Below are 13,497 nucleotides of genomic sequence, written 5' to 3'. Positions count from 1 at the left end.
CGTGACCACACCGTCTACGCGTGCGTCATGGGCTCCCGTGCCTTCGGGCTGGCGACCGAGGACAGCGACACCGACCGCCGGGGTGTGTTCCTGGCGCCCACGCCGCTGTACTGGCGCTTCGAGAAGCCCCCGACGCATGTCGACGGACCGGCCGAGGAGCAGTTCTCCTGGGAACTGGAGCGGTTCTGTCTGCTGGCGCTGCGCAGCAACCCCAACGTGCTCGAATGTCTGCACTCGCCACTGGTCGAGCACGTGGACGACACGGGCCGCGAACTCCTCGCCCTGCGCGAGGCGTTCCTCTCCCGGCAGGCGCACGAGACCTTCGTCCGCTACGCGATCGGCCAGCGCAGGAAGCTGGAGGCGGACGTCCGGCGGCACGGCGAGCCCCGCTGGAAGCACGCCATGCATCTGCTGCGACTGCTCGGCAGCTGCCGCGACCTGCTGCGTACGGGGCGGCTGGTCGTCGACGCGGGCGAGGAGCGGGAGCCGCTCCTCGCGGTCAAGCGCGGTGAGGTCCCGTGGCCCGAGGTGGAGCGGCGGATGAACCGCCTCGGTGAGGAGGCCGACGGGGCGCTCGCCGGCTCCGCGCTGCCCGCCGAGCCCGACCGGGCGCGGGTCGAGGACTTCGTGATCCGCGCCCGGCGGGCGTCAGCGCTGCAGGCGGGTGCGGACGACCAGGTCGTGGAGGGCCTCGTAACCGGCCGGTGAGTCGGGCAGCCGGGTCCGGTCCCTGGCGTCCGCCAGGACCTCGTGGAGCGCGTCCACGTCGCTCTGGAGCCGCGTCGGGGAGAGACCGGTCGCCGCGCCGTGTTCGGCCTCGGCCTTGGCCTCGATCAGATCGGGCAGATAGCCGGGCGCGCTCACCTCGGCGATCAGTGTGGGCAGATGGGCCTGCACCTCGCCGCTGCGCATCAGATGGACGCCGGTGAGCAGCGCGCGGAAGGTGTAGAGCAGCGGCTTGAGTTCGCCCGTCTTCTCGAAGAGCCGCCACTGGGTGGCGGCGAATCCCCGGTAGTGGTGGGCGTGGTGGCCGGTCAGCACGCCCGGCGCGAGCGACAGCAGTTCCCGGTGCGCCTCCGTGGAGTGCACGATCAGCGGCGAGTGCAGTTGTTCCAGTACGTAGCCGTTGCGCCGCATCATCATGCGGACGAACTTCCGCAGGTCATGGCTGACGAGGTCCATCTCCACACCGTCGCTGTCCCACATCCGCGACCGGGTCTCGTCCGGCTCGTGCAGTCCGATGAGTTCGGCCACCGGCAGCAGGTGGGCGCCGCGCAGGTCGACGTCCGAGTCGGTGGAGGGGAAGCCGTAGAGGTGGGCGCCGGAGACGGTGGCGAACAGCAGCGGATCGGTCTCCTCGGCGAGGGCCGTGCCGAGGTCGGCCGTCGGCAGCCCGGCCCTCAGGAGGCGCCGCGCCCGTATCGCCGGGGGTTCGTCGATCGGATCGCCGAAGGGGGCGCCGTCCGCAACGTGTTCGTCATCCATACGCATGGATCAAGCGTCCCAGAGTGCTCCGAGTTCCAGCAGCTCCTCGCGGTACTCGATGCGGTCCGCCCACTCCCCGGGCCAGGCGTCCGCCCCGAGATGGGCACCGGCGAACGCGCCCGTCAGGCAGGCGATCGAGTCCGAGTCGCCCTTGGTGCAGGCGGCCCGGCGCAGCGCCGTGACCGGCTCCTCGGGGAAGAGCAGGAAGCACAGGAGTCCGGTGGCGAACGCCTCCTCGGCGATCCAGCCCTCGCCGGTCGCCAGGCACGGGTCGGTCTCGGGGGACGGTGCGCGCAGGGCCCGTCCGAGCCGTTCGAGCACGGCCAGGCACTCGTCCCAGCCCCGCTCGATGAAGTGCTCGGGCGTCGGGTCCTGGCTGTGGGTCCACAGGTCGCCGAGCCACGCGTGGTGGTAGCGGGACCGGTTCTCGTACGCGTGACTGCGCAGCAGACCCACCAGGCCCAGCGGTTCGGTTCCCCGCGCCAGCAGGTGCACCGCGTGCGCCGTGAGGTCGGAGGCGGCCAGTGCCGTGGGGTGGCCGTGGGTCAGTCCGGACTGCAACTGGGCCGCGCCGGAGCGCTGTTCGGCGCTGAGGCCGGGGGCGAGCCCGATCGGGGCGACCCGCATGTTGGCGCCGCAGCCCTTGGAGCCGATCCGGCTCGCCTGCTGCCAGGGACGGTCGCTGTCGAGGAGCTGACAGGCCGTCATGCAGGTGTTGCCGGGGGCCCGGTTGTTCTGCGGGTCGTGGAACCAATTCACGAACTCCTCTCGCACCGGCCGGGTCAGGCGCAGCGGTCCGAGCGGGCCGCGGCCCATGGCGGTGCGCAGTCCGCGGCCGAGCGCGAGCGTCATCTGGGTGTCGTCGCTGACGACGGCGGGATCGAGCAGCGGTATCTCGCGCCACGGGCCGAACTTGGCGAGGATCGAGGGCACGTCGTTGAACTCGGTGGGGAAGCCGAGGGCGTCGCCGAGCGCCAGCCCGGTCATGGCGCCCGTGGCGGCCCTCTTCGCGCTGTTCTCCGATGTCACGGTGGGCTCGGAGGAGGTCGAGGAGGTCGAGGAGGTCATGGTGTGGTGGTCCGTCCTTCCGGTCGAAGCAGCGGCGGGTGGAGTGCGGTGGCGCCACCGGCGCGGTAGAGGGCGGCCGGTTTGCCCCGGCCGCCGGTGCGGCGCGGGGGGCCGTCGACCGGTTCGACGAAGCCGGGTGACGTGAGTACCTTGCGGCGGAAGTTGGGGCGGTCGAGCACCACCCCCCAGACCGTCTCGTACACCCGCTGAAGCTCGCCGAGGGTGAACTCGGGCGGGCAGAACTCCGTGGCGAGGCAGGTGTATTCGAGCTTGGCCCCGATGCGGCGCCGGCCGTCGGCCAGGATCCGGCCGTGGTCGAAGGCGAGCCGGCCGGGTCCGCCGTCGTCGCAGCGGGTCCAGCGGGCCTGGGCGGCGTCGCCCCCGCCGCGCGGTTCGGGCGGGTCGGGCACGAGCGCGGTGTACGCGACGGACACGACCCGCATCCGGGGGTCGCGGTCAGGGTCGCTGTAGGTGCGCAGTTGCTCGAGCCGCAGTCCGGCGACGGTGTCCTGCGACAGGCCGGTCTCCTCGGCGAGTTCACGCCTGGCCGCCTGCCCGGCGGACTCGCGGGGCCGTACGAAGCCGCCGGGCAGCGCCCAGTGGCCCAGGTAGGGCTCCTCGCCGCGTTCGACGAGCAGGACGTGGAGGCTGGTCTCGCGGACCGTGAAGACGGCGAGGTCGACGGTGACGGCGAACGGTTCGAAGTCGGCGGGGTCGTAGTCCTCGGGCGCGCGTGGCCGCGGTTCCGGAGACGCGGACGGGGACGGGGGCGGCTGTCGGGGTGTCATCTGTTCTCCGGCAGGGGTGCGGCGAAGTACCAGCCCCGGTCCAGCAGGGCGTCGACGGCGGCGACCGCGTCGGCGAGCCGCTTCTCGCGCGGCCCGTCGAGCGCGATGAACGACCGCCCCGTGCGGGTCAGTTCGTCTCTGAACCGGCCGGTCATCCAGGGCCGCAGCTCCTCGCCGTCGCGCAGTCCGTCGTCCTCGAAGTCGACGCCCTCGTGACCGGTGAGCAGCCACAGATGGTGCGGCACCCGGTCGGCGATCTCCTCGACGAGCGGGTTGCGTCCGCCCACGTACCGCTCGTGCCAGACGGTGGTGGCGAAGGAGTCGGTGTCGCAGAACAGGACGGGTGAGCCGGCGCGGGCCGCCGACTCCTCCCACTCGTTCTGCCGCTCGGCGATCAACGGGAAGTCCCCGGTGGTGAATTCGGCGTCCTCCCACTGCGCGCCGGGCCACCGCTCGCGCAGCGCGGCGAGCTTCCGTTCGCTGAACTCCCGTCCGTACTCGGCGACACACAGGGTGCGGGCCCATACGCCGCCGCGCGCCCGGAAGTGCTCGGTGAGGTCGCGCGCCAGGGTCGTGGTGCCGGTGGATTCGGCGCCGAGCACCACGACGCGGCGGGTGAGCGCGGCCCGGACGGGCGGGGCGAGGTGGTCCCAGCAGCCGACCGGGTCCTTGCGGACGGCGGTTCCCGAGACGGGGTGGAGCGTGCGGTCCGGGTCCACGAGGACGGACTCGGCGCCGAATCGGCGGGCGAGTTCGTCCCCGTAGGACTCGGAGGTGAAGACGGCGTCCACGGGTTCGGGGACGGCCTCGCGGAAGACCGCCATGTGCGCCTCCCAGATCGCCGGGTCACGCAGATCCATGCGGGTGTCGTCGACGGCGCCGAGGACGCGGACGTCCGGGTGGACCTCGCGCATCCAGGCGACGCGGTCGGCCAGCGGCACCGACTCGACCGAGGCGGCGCAGACGAGCACCGTGAGCCGTTCGCAGCGCTCCCGGGCGGTCCGCACCAGATGGTGGTGGCCCGCGTGCGGAGGGTAGAACTTGCCGAGGACCAGGCCGTGTTCGTACCTCCCGCTCACGCCGCGACCTCCAGCGGCTCGGCCGGCCGGGTACGCAGGTCGCGCGACCAGTTGCGCAGTCCGACGACGCACAGGGTCATGAAGCCGACGTAGAGGATCGATGTCAGATAGAGGTCCTTGTGCGCGTAGAGCGGGATGTAGACGATGTCGGCCGCGATCCACAGCCACCACGACTCCAGGCGCTTGCGGCACTGCCCGTAGGTGGCCATCAGCGACAGCGCGGTGGTGACGGCGTCCCAGAACGGCACCGTCGACGAGGTCTGGTGGTCCAGGAGCAGCGTCAGGGCGAGAGTGCCCATCGCCCCCGCCGCGAGCAGCCAGCCCCACTCGGTGCGCGAGGTGCGCCGCACCGGGAGGTACGCGGAGCCTGGTCCACCCCCGTGGGTCCAGGTCCACCAGCCGTACGCGGCGAGGGCGATGAAGACGACCTGCAGTCCGGCGTCGGCGTAGAGGCCGGCCTGGGTGAACAGCAGGATGAAGAACAGGTTGTTGGCGATGCCGATCGGCCAGTTGGCGAGGTGCTGGCGGGCGACGAGCCAGACACAGAGCGCTCCGCTGCCGAAGCCGAGCACCTCGGTCCAGCTCACCGGGGTGTCGAGAACGGTCACGAGCGGCCGCTGCAGGGGTTCGAGGAAATCCGCGAGACTCACGCCCGCCTCCTTAATGGTCATGTTGACTATAAAGGTGCACGGGCGCGCCACACAAGCGGAAAAGCCCGCGGCCTCGGGCCACGGGCTTTCGTCACTCGGTGCGGGATCGGTGCGGCTACAGACCGACTTCCTTCATCAGCATGCCGACCTCCGTGTTGGTGAGGCGGCGCAGCCAGCCGGACTTCTGGTCACCCAGCGGGATCGGGCCGAACGACGTCCGGACCAGCCGCTCGACGGGGAAGCCCGCCTCGGAGAGCATGCGGCGCACGATGTGCTTGCGGCCCTCGTGGAGCGTGACCTCGACCAGGTAGTTCTTGCCGGTGTTCTCCACGACGCGGAAGTGGTCGGCGCGCGCGTAGCCGTCCTCCAGCTGGATACCGTCCTTGAGCCGCTTGCCCAGCTCACGCGGCAACGGGCCCTGGACCGCGGCGAGATACGTCTTCTTGACGCCGTACCTGGGGTGCGTGAGGCGGTGGGCCAGCTCACCGTGGTTGGTGAGCAGGATGATGCCCTCGGTCTCGGTGTCCAGCCGGCCCACGTGGAACAGACGCGTCTCGCGATTGGTGACGTAGTCGCCCAGGTTCTGCCTGCCGTCGGGGTCACCCATCGTCGAGACGACACCGGCCGGCTTGTTCAGCGCGAAGAAAAGGTACGACTGGGTGGCGACGGTCAGCCCGTCGACCTTGATCTCGTCGTGCTGCGGATCGACGCGCATGCCCTGCTCGACGACGATCTCACCGTTGACCTCGACGCGGGACTGCTCGATCAGCTCCTCGCAGGCGCGGCGCGAACCCATGCCCGCGCGCGCCAAAACCTTCTGGAGCCGCTCGCCCTCCTGCTCGGCGCCCGGGTTCGTCCTGGGGGTCCTGATCTCCGGCTTGTCGGCGTACCGGTCACGGTTGCGCTGCTCGATCTTGGCGTCCAGCTCACGCGGGCGGGCGGGCTTGCCCTGGGCCCGGCGCTTGGCCGCGACGCTCGGGGCCTTGGGGCCGCCCTTGGCGCCGCCGCGCGCCGCGGCGCCACGGCTGCCTCCGGAGCCGCCCTGACCGCCACCCTGGCCGCCGCCGGGGCCACCGGAGCGCCCGACGTCGTAACGGCGCTCCTCGGGACGCGGGGTGCCCTCACGCTTCTGCTGCTTGTCGCCGCGCGCACCGCCGCCGCCGCTCCCCCGGCCACCGGTCCCCCCGCTGCCACCGCGACCGCCACCGGCCCTCGACTGCGGTTTGCCGCCGGCGGCTCCCCGGCCGCCGCCGCTCCGATTCCCGCTGCCGCTGCCGCTTCCGCTGTTCCTGCCGTTGCTTCGCATCAAATGTCCGTCTTGTCGTCTGCGTGAGTTTCCGGGGCGTACGGTGCGTCCGGATCGAACGACGGAACGCCTTCCAGGGTGTCGGCCTCGATCGCGTCCGCCTCCGGAAGGAAGGGCGCGAGTTCCGGAAGCTCGTCCAGACCGCGCAGGCCCATCCGCTCCAGGAAATAGTTCGTCGTCCTGTACAGGATCGCACCTGTTTCGGGTTCCGCTCCCGCCTCCTCGACGAGACCTCGCTGGAGGAGGGTCCGCATGACCCCGTCACAGTTCACTCCGCGGACGGCCGAGACCCGGGACCTGCTGACCGGCTGGCGGTAGGCGACGACCGCCAGGGTCTCCAGGGCGGCCTGGGTGAGGCGGGCCTGCTGGCCGTCGAGCACGAAGCCCTCGACGGCCTCCGCGTACTCGGGGCGCGAGTAGAAACGCCAGCCGCCGGCGACGAGGCGCAGCTCGAATCCGCGCCCCTGGACGGTGTACTCGTCGGCCAGTTCGCGCAGCGCGTCGGCGACGGCCCGGCGCGGCCTGTCCAGGACCTTGGCCAGGTGATCCTCGGTCGCGGGCTCGTCGACGACCATGAGGACCGCCTCCAGGGCGGGCTTGATCTCGAGGTCGGCGACCGTACGGTCCTCGCTCACGCCTTCTCCTCGCTCGCGTCCTTCGGTTCCTTCGGGTCGGTCACGGTGTCGGGCGGGCGGTCGAACTCGTCCGTCACCCTCGGCGACTCGTCGTCGTCCCCGCCCGTCCAGCGCACCATGAGCGGCCCCAGGGCCTCGTCCTGGTCCAGGGCGACGGCCTTCTCCCGGTAGAGCTCCAGCAGGGCGAGGAAGCGCGCCACGACGGTGAGTGTGTCCGGGGCGTCCTCGGCGAGTGTCAGGAAACTCACCTCGCCGGCCGCCCGCAGCAGCGCGACGACGATCCCCGCCTGCTCCCGCACGGAGACGAGCGGCGCGTGGATGTGGTCGACGTAGACCTGCGGCTTGGGCTTGGGCTGCATCGCCTTGACCGCGAGACGGGCGAACCCCTCGGCGCCGATGCTGATGACGACCTCGGGGAGCAGCGCGGCGTGGTGCGGCTCCAGGCCGACCGTACGGGGGTAGCGCCGGGACTCGGAGTCCAGCCGGGCGCTGAGGATGTCGGCGATCCGCTTGTACGCGCGGTACTGCAGCAGCCGGGCGAAGAGCAGGTCCCTGGCCTCCAGCAGCGCCAGGTCGCCCTCGTCCTCCACCTCGGCGGACGGCAGCAGGCGCGCGGCCTTGAGGTCGAGGAGCGTGGCGGCGACGACCAGGAACTCAGTGGTCTGGTCGAGGTCCCAGTCGGGGCCCATGGCGCGGATGTGCACCATGAACTCGTCGGTGACCTTGGAGAGGGCGACCTCGGTGACGTCCATCTTGTGCTTCGAGATCAGCTGGAGGAGCAGGTCGAAGGGCCCCTCGAAGTTCGCGAGCCGTACGGTGAACCGCCCGTCGTCGGGCTCGGGTTCGGACTCCGCGTCGGCGTCCGCTACGGGACCGGTGTCCGCGTCGGGCACCGGTACGGGCTCGGGGTCGGGGTCGGGCGCAGGTACGGGCTCGGGGTCCGGCTCCGCGGCGGGCTCCGGTACACGCACCGGCACGGCCTCGCGTACGACGGCGGGATCGGGCTCCGGATGCGGTACGGGCTCCGGCTCGGGCTTCGCCGGCTCGGGAACCACGGGCTCCGGCGCCACCGGCTCCGGCACCGCGGGCCGCGCCGCCGCGCCGGCCGCCCCCGGCCCGCGCCCCAGCGCACGGCGGGACGAGCGGGCTGCGGAGTCGTCGGTCGGCGGCATGGCGGTCCTGGAGGCGGAAGGAGGGGGCTCGGCCCGCCGAGGCTACCTTCAGCGCCCGCGCAGGCGCCGGACGAGAATGCTCGCGTCGCCGCGCGACTCCAGGTCGGCGAGGACCACGGCGACCGCCTCGCGGACGATCCGCCCCCGGTCCACGGCGAGTCCGTGCTCGCCCCGCAGCACCAGACGCGCGTGCTCCAGGTCCATCAGCTCCTCGGCGGAGACGTAGACCGTGATCTTCTCGTCGTGCCGTTCGCGGCCGCTGGGGCGGCGGTTGGCCCCGCGGCCCCCTCTGCGGCGCTGACCGCCCTGCGGGCCGCCCTGCTGGCCGACGGTGGGCGTTCCCGCGCCGCCGCCGGCGCCGCCGTCCCGCGCCGCCTGCGGCCGGCGCTGCTGTTCCTGCTCGGGGGCGCGGCTGCGGGAGGTGGCCGACGAGTCCGCGTCGGTCGCCGAGTGCTCCTGGGCCGGTGCCGGTGCCGCCGGCTGCGCGGCCCCCGACTGGTCGGCGCCCTGGTCGCTCTCCCCTGCCGGTGCCGGGACCCGCGGCTCACCGTTCGCGGTACGCCGCCGGTCCCCCGGTGAGGAAGCCTGGAGCGCCATGCCCCCGGTCGTACGGAACAGCTCGTCGGCCCCGGGCAGACTCACTCGGCGTGACACCGGGCGAGCACCTCCCTGGCGAGCTGGCGGTAGGCGGCGGCGCCCACGGAGTTGGAGGCGTAGGTGGTGATGGGCTCACCGGCGACCGTGGTCTCCGGGAAGCGCACGGTCCGGCCGATCACCGTGTGGTACACGTGATCGTCGAAGGCCTCGACGACCCGCGCCAGGACCTCGCGGCTGTGCACCGTGCGGGAGTCGTACATCGTGGCGAGGATGCCGTCGAGCTCCAGCTCCGGGTTGAGCCGCTCCTGGACCTTCTCGATGGTCTCGGTGAGCAGGGCCACACCGCGCAGCGCGAAGAACTCGCACTCCAGCGGGACGATCACCTTGTGCGCGGCGGTCAGCGCGTTCACGGTCAGCAGACCGAGCGAGGGCTGACAGTCGATCACGATGTAGTCGTAGTCCTGCATCAGGGGCTTGAGCGCCCGCTGGAGCGTCGACTCCCTGGCGACCTCGCTCACCAGCTGCACCTCGGCGGCCGAGAGGTCGATGTTGCTCGGGAGCAGGTCCATGTTGGGCACGGCGGTCTTCAGGAGCACCTCGTCCGCCGACATGCCCCGCTCCATGAGCAGGTTGTAGACCGTGAGGTCGAGCTCCATCGGGTTGACGCCGAGACCGACGGACAGGGCGCCCTGCGGGTCGAAGTCGACGAGCAGCACGCGCCGGCCGTACTCCGCGAGCGCGGCGCCCAGGTTGATGGTCGACGTGGTCTTGCCCACGCCGCCCTTCTGGTTGCACATGGCGATGATCTTCGCGGGGCCGTGGTCGGTGACCGGGCCCGGGATCGGGAAGTACGGCAGCGGACGACCGGTCGGGCCGATTCGCTCGCGGCGCTGGCGTGCGGCGTCGGGCGCGAGGGTGGCCGCGTACTCGGGGTCGGGCTCGTACTCTGCGTCGGGGTCGTAGAAGTGCCCCTGGGGCACGTCGTCGAAGTCGGCGAGGTGGGTGGACTCTCGGCCACTCTCGTTGCCGGCCATGGCGTTCACGTGTAGGCCGTCCATCGTCTGGTGGGCTGTCGTCATGTGCTGATGGGTGGTGAAGGTGCGGACAGCGACGGAGCCGACGGCCTCTAGCCCGGACGACGGGCTCTGGTGGCTCAGCGCAGGCATTCCTGGTTGACCACCCCCGGGAGTAAATGTCGACTCATTCACAAGTCGTCTTACCTCCTTGGACGTGACCAGGAAACTTATCGATAGGTCAGCGTGGCACCATGCCGACGGTTGGCGACTCTATGGCGTGTCACCACTCCGCAGCAACACAATCCGCCGGACCCGGCCCGATGTGTCGGCAACCGAACACCCTTGTGTCAAGGGCGCACGGCCCCCCGTCGACGCGATTCACACGGGTGGATAAGGGTTAAAGGGTTACGTTCGAGGCGAGTTGAACGAAGGTCCGGAAGTGGCGGGACACACAACCGGCCGGACCTTGCCTGGCAAGATCCGGCCGGGGGCGCGAGGTTGACGGACGCCGTTGACGGGTCAGGCCAGTACGGCGGCCAGTTCGGTGTACGGAAGACCGTGGGCCTCGGCCACGGAACCGTAAGTGACCTGCCCGTCATGGGTGTTCAGCCCCTTGGCGAGCGCCGGGTCCCGGCGCAGTGCCTCGGTCCAGCCCAGGTTGGCGAGCGCCACGATGTAGGGAAGCGTGGCGTTGGTCAGCGCGTAGGTGGAGGTGTTGGGTACGGCGCCCGGCATGTTGGCGACGCAGTAGAACACCGAGTCATGGATCCGGAAGGTCGGCTCGGCGTGGGTGGTGGGGTGCGAATCCTCGAAGCAGCCACCCTGATCGATTGCAATGTCGACAAGTACACTTCCGGGCTTCATCTTGGCGACGAGCGCGTTGGTGACGAGCTTCGGCGCCTTCGCCCCGGGGATGAGAACGGCGCCGATGACGAGGTCGGCCTCGACGACCGCGCGCTCCAGTTCGTACGCGTTGGAGACAATGGTCTGCACCTTGGTGCCGAAGATTCTGTCGGCCTCGCGCAGCTTGTCGATGTCCCGGTCGAGCAGCGTCACGTGGCAGCCCATGCCGACCGCGATCTGGGTCGCGTTCCAGCCGGAGACACCGCCGCCGATGACGACGGCGCGGCCCGGAGCCGTGCCGGGGACGCCGCCGGGCAGCACGCCACGGCCGCCGACCGAGCGCATCAGGTGGTACGCGCCGACCTGCGGGGCCAGCCGGCCGGCCACCTCGGACATCGGGGCGAGCAGCGGCAGCCGCCGGTTCGCGGTCTCGACGGTCTCGTACGCGATGGCGGTGGTACGGGACTTCAGCAGCGCGTCGGTGCACTCGCGGGAGGCGGCGAGATGCAGATAGGTGAAGAGGGTCTGGTCCTTGCGGAGGCGGTGGTACTCCTCGGCGATCGGCTCCTTGACCTTCAGCACGAGGTCGGCGGTGGCCCAGACCTCGTCGGCGGTGGGCAGGATCCGGGCGCCGGCCGCCACGAACTCGGCGTCCGCGATCGAGGAGCCGGCTCCGGCGTCCCGCTCGATGACGACCTGATGACCGTGGCGCACGAGCTCGTGCACTCCGGCGGGGGTGATGGCCACCCGGAACTCGTTGTTCTTGACCTCGCGGGGGATGCCGACGAGCACGGTGATCACGGTCCTTGGCTCAGGGGTATTCGGGCAATGCCCTACAAACCCATACGCCGAGGGCGCATCGGAAGGCATCGCTGACTTACGACAAAGCCAGTTTTAATGAAGGACTTCCCGCTGTCTAGCCTTGCAAAGCATCAATCTTCTGCCGAGGTGCTACGGATTTCGTAGGCGGAGGAGTCGGTGGCGAGCAGACGTTCCGAGGCTTTGCGATGCAGTCGGGCCGCCGTCGGGTCGCCGAGGCGCTCCAGCGTGTCCGCGAGCCTCAGCTCCAACTCGGCCTGGAGAGGGACGTCCCCGGCCAGCCGGGCCCATTCCACGGCCTCCTGACAGGTGTGCAGCGACTCCTCGGGGCGGCCCGCGTACTCCTGGACCCCGGCCGCCTCGCTGAGCGCGCGGGCCTGGCCGCCGTGGTCCCGGAGCCTGCGGAAGCCCGCGGCGGCGGCCCGCCAGTGGCGCAGCGCTTCGCCGTAGTGTCCGGCGCAGGTGAGGACGGTGCCGAGCCGGCCGTAGAGCCGCGCCTCGTCGGCCCGCTCGCCGCGGCTGAGCCGCTGCGCGAGGGCGCGGCCGTACCAGTCGGAGGCGCGGTGCCAGTCCTGGAGCTCCTGGTAGGCGGCCCCTACGGATTCCATCGCGCGGCCGGTGGCGTAGTGGTCGTTCGCGGCCTTTCCGGCGTCGAGGGCGGACCGGTAGCGGGCCAGCGCGTCGTGCGTACGGCCCGTCCGGGCGTCCAGATCGCCGATGTTCAGCAGGGCGGCGGCCTCCTCACGGTGCAGGCCCTGACGCTCGGCGACACCGAGGACGAGCTGGTGCAGCCCGTACAGGTCCGGCGCCGCCGCGTCCGTGCCCCGGTGCGCGGCGAGCGCCCTGACCAGCGCGGAGACCAGCCTGCGGGCGAGGGTGTCCAGTCCGCCGTCGGCCACCGCGAGCCGGGCGGACGCCAGCAGGGCGGGCCTGCGGGACGACAGCCAGTCGGCGGCGGCCTCCGCGGTCGGGAAGCGCACCGAGCGCGGCAGCGTGGCCAGCCTCGTACGCGCCGGTGAGCCCTCGGGCTCGGTGACGGCCCGGCAGGACTGCAGGAGCCGTACGGTCCGCTCCAGCATCCGGGCCCTGGCGAGCTGGATCTCGGCGGGGCGGTCGTGCGACTCCATCAGCGCGTGCATCAGCGGGGCGAGGGAGCCGGGGATCTCGAACTGGTCCCCCGCCGGGCGCAGCATGTTCAGCGCGGCCAGGTCGTCCAGCGTCGCCTCGGCGTCGGCGACGGAACAGCCCGCCAGCGCGGAGGCGGTGTGGGCGTCGGCGAATCCGGCGGGGGCGAGTGCGAGCAGCCGCAGCATCGCGGCGGTGGTGGGCGGCAGCCCCTCGTACACGAACCGGAAGGCGCGCGCCGACGGGCGGGCGTCCCGCGGGAGCCGGTCTTCCTCGGGCACGGTGCGCAGCCGCTTGGTGACGTCGGCGACCGAGACCCTCGGATGGGTTTCAAGCCAGCCGCCGACGAGGCAGAGCGCGACGGGCTGGCCGCCGCACTCCTCCGCCAGGGACTCTGCGGCCTGCGGATCGACGGTGATCCGTACGGATCCGGTGAAGGTGCCGAGGAGTTCGATCGCGGACTTGGTGTCCAGGCCGCCGATGGTGCACGGACGGATGTCCGGGATACCGGTGAGCGGGCCGCGCGCGACGGCGACGACGAGGCAGTCCGGGTTCTCGGGGAGCAGCAGGTCGACCTGCTCGGCGTCGTGGGCGTCGTCGAGGAGCAGCAGGACACGGCGCTCGGCCAGCGCCGCGCGCACCATCTCGGAGAGTTCGTCCTCACCGGCGCCGGGCGGTGCGGGGATGCCGAACTCGCCGAGCAGGTCGCGGGCGGTGCGTTCGACGGGGACGGGCTCACCGCCCGGCTCGGTGAGCCGGATGTGCAGCACCCCGTCCGGGTAGCGCCGCCCGATCTGGCGCGCCAGCTCCCGTGCGAGCGCGGTCCGCCCGGCGCCGCGCTGCCCGGTGATGAGCAGGACCCGGGTGTGGGCGGCCCGGCGCCCGGCGATGGTGTTGAGCCCGGCCCGCTCGAT

13 protein-coding genes are annotated in these 13,497 nt (G+C 71.8%); 1 reads left to right on the top strand and 12 read right to left on the bottom strand.

The window, feature by feature from the left end:
• Positions 1–708: DNA polymerase beta superfamily protein (locus tag GXP76_RS28365; RefSeq protein WP_242574466.1), on the top strand; the 708-nt coding region annotated here is incomplete at its 5' end.
• Here GXP76_RS28365 and GXP76_RS28360 read toward each other — a convergent pair.
• The 12 genes from GXP76_RS28360 to GXP76_RS28305 form a co-directional block, all read right to left on the bottom strand.
• Positions 649–1,491, bottom strand: coding sequence for a DNA polymerase beta superfamily protein (locus GXP76_RS28360; RefSeq protein ID WP_242574465.1), 843 nt, complete (start codon positions 1,489–1,491; stop codon positions 649–651). The two genes, GXP76_RS28365 and GXP76_RS28360, sit on opposite strands and share 60 nt — an antisense overlap.
• A gap of 3 nt (positions 1,492–1,494) precedes the next feature.
• Positions 1,495–2,553, bottom strand: a complete 1,059-nt coding sequence (locus GXP76_RS28355; protein ID WP_242574464.1) for an ADP-ribosylglycohydrolase family protein — start codon at positions 2,551–2,553, stop codon at positions 1,495–1,497.
• Positions 2,550–3,341 carry an NUDIX domain-containing protein gene (locus GXP76_RS28350; protein WP_242574463.1) on the bottom strand — a complete coding sequence of 264 codons (792 nt, stop codon included), beginning with the start codon at positions 3,339–3,341 and terminating at the stop codon, positions 2,550–2,552. Before GXP76_RS28350 ends, GXP76_RS28355 begins: the two co-directional genes overlap by 4 nt.
• Positions 3,338–4,420, bottom strand: coding sequence for an AAA family ATPase (locus tag GXP76_RS28345; RefSeq protein ID WP_242574462.1), 1,083 nt, complete (start codon positions 4,418–4,420; stop codon positions 3,338–3,340). Before GXP76_RS28345 ends, GXP76_RS28350 begins: the two co-directional genes overlap by 4 nt.
• Positions 4,417–5,070, bottom strand: coding sequence for a nicotinamide riboside transporter PnuC (pnuC, locus tag GXP76_RS28340; protein ID WP_242574461.1), 654 nt, complete (start codon positions 5,068–5,070; stop codon positions 4,417–4,419). The genes GXP76_RS28345 and pnuC overlap by 4 nt, the downstream gene beginning before the upstream one ends.
• Before the next feature lie 115 nt (positions 5,071–5,185).
• Positions 5,186–6,376 (bottom strand): pseudouridine synthase, encoded by a 1,191-nt coding sequence (locus GXP76_RS28335; RefSeq protein WP_242574460.1) that lies wholly within the window; start codon positions 6,374–6,376, stop codon positions 5,186–5,188.
• Positions 6,376–6,951 (bottom strand): SMC-Scp complex subunit ScpB, encoded by a 576-nt coding sequence (scpB, locus tag GXP76_RS28330; RefSeq protein ID WP_359815160.1) that lies wholly within the window; start codon positions 6,949–6,951, stop codon positions 6,376–6,378. The genes GXP76_RS28335 and scpB overlap by 1 nt, the downstream gene beginning before the upstream one ends.
• A 56-nt stretch (positions 6,952–7,007) precedes the next feature.
• Complete coding sequence (locus tag GXP76_RS28325; RefSeq protein ID WP_242574458.1) at positions 7,008–8,183, bottom strand: ScpA family protein; 1,176 nt, start codon at positions 8,181–8,183, stop codon at positions 7,008–7,010.
• Positions 8,184–8,231: 48 nt separating this feature from the next.
• A complete protein-coding gene (locus GXP76_RS28320; protein ID WP_242574468.1) occupies positions 8,232–8,825 on the bottom strand; it encodes a hypothetical protein in 594 nt (197 codons plus the stop codon).
• Positions 8,822–9,946: a ParA family protein gene (locus GXP76_RS28315; RefSeq protein ID WP_242574457.1), complete on the bottom strand. Its 1,125-nt coding sequence runs from the start codon at positions 9,944–9,946 to the stop codon at positions 8,822–8,824. The genes GXP76_RS28320 and GXP76_RS28315 overlap by 4 nt, the downstream gene beginning before the upstream one ends.
• 369 nt (positions 9,947–10,315) lie before the next feature.
• A complete protein-coding gene (ald, locus tag GXP76_RS28310) occupies positions 10,316–11,431 on the bottom strand; it encodes an alanine dehydrogenase (RefSeq protein ID WP_242574467.1) in 1,116 nt (371 codons plus the stop codon).
• A gap of 140 nt (positions 11,432–11,571) precedes the next feature.
• A partial coding sequence (locus tag GXP76_RS28305) for a tetratricopeptide repeat protein (protein ID WP_242574456.1) occupies positions 11,572–13,497 on the bottom strand: 1,926 nt, incomplete at its 5' end.

Source organism: Streptomyces sp. NP-1717 (genome assembly GCF_022695985.1).
Taxonomy (GTDB): Bacteria; Actinomycetota; Actinomycetes; order Streptomycetales; family Streptomycetaceae; genus Streptomyces.
Note: the sequence above shows the minus strand (reverse complement) of the source record. Positions and strands in the feature narration are given on the sequence as shown.

Coding starts and splice junctions, on each gene's coding strand:
- GXP76_RS28360 (WP_242574465.1), bottom strand. CDS start 1,491: ATGCGTATGGATGACGAACACGTTGCGGACGGCGCCCCCTTCGGCGAT.
- GXP76_RS28355 (WP_242574464.1), bottom strand. CDS start 2,553: ATGACCTCCTCGACCTCCTCGACCTCCTCCGAGCCCACCGTGACATCG.
- GXP76_RS28350 (WP_242574463.1), bottom strand. CDS start 3,341: ATGACACCCCGACAGCCGCCCCCGTCCCCGTCCGCGTCTCCGGAACCG.
- GXP76_RS28335 (WP_242574460.1), bottom strand. CDS start 6,376: ATGCGAAGCAACGGCAGGAACAGCGGAAGCGGCAGCGGCAGCGGGAAT.
- scpB (WP_359815160.1), bottom strand. CDS start 6,951: ATGGTCGTCGACGAGCCCGCGACCGAGGATCACCTGGCCAAGGTCCTG.
- GXP76_RS28325 (WP_242574458.1), bottom strand. CDS start 8,183: ATGCCGCCGACCGACGACTCCGCAGCCCGCTCGTCCCGCCGTGCGCTG.
- GXP76_RS28315 (WP_242574457.1), bottom strand. CDS start 9,946: ATGCCTGCGCTGAGCCACCAGAGCCCGTCGTCCGGGCTAGAGGCCGTC.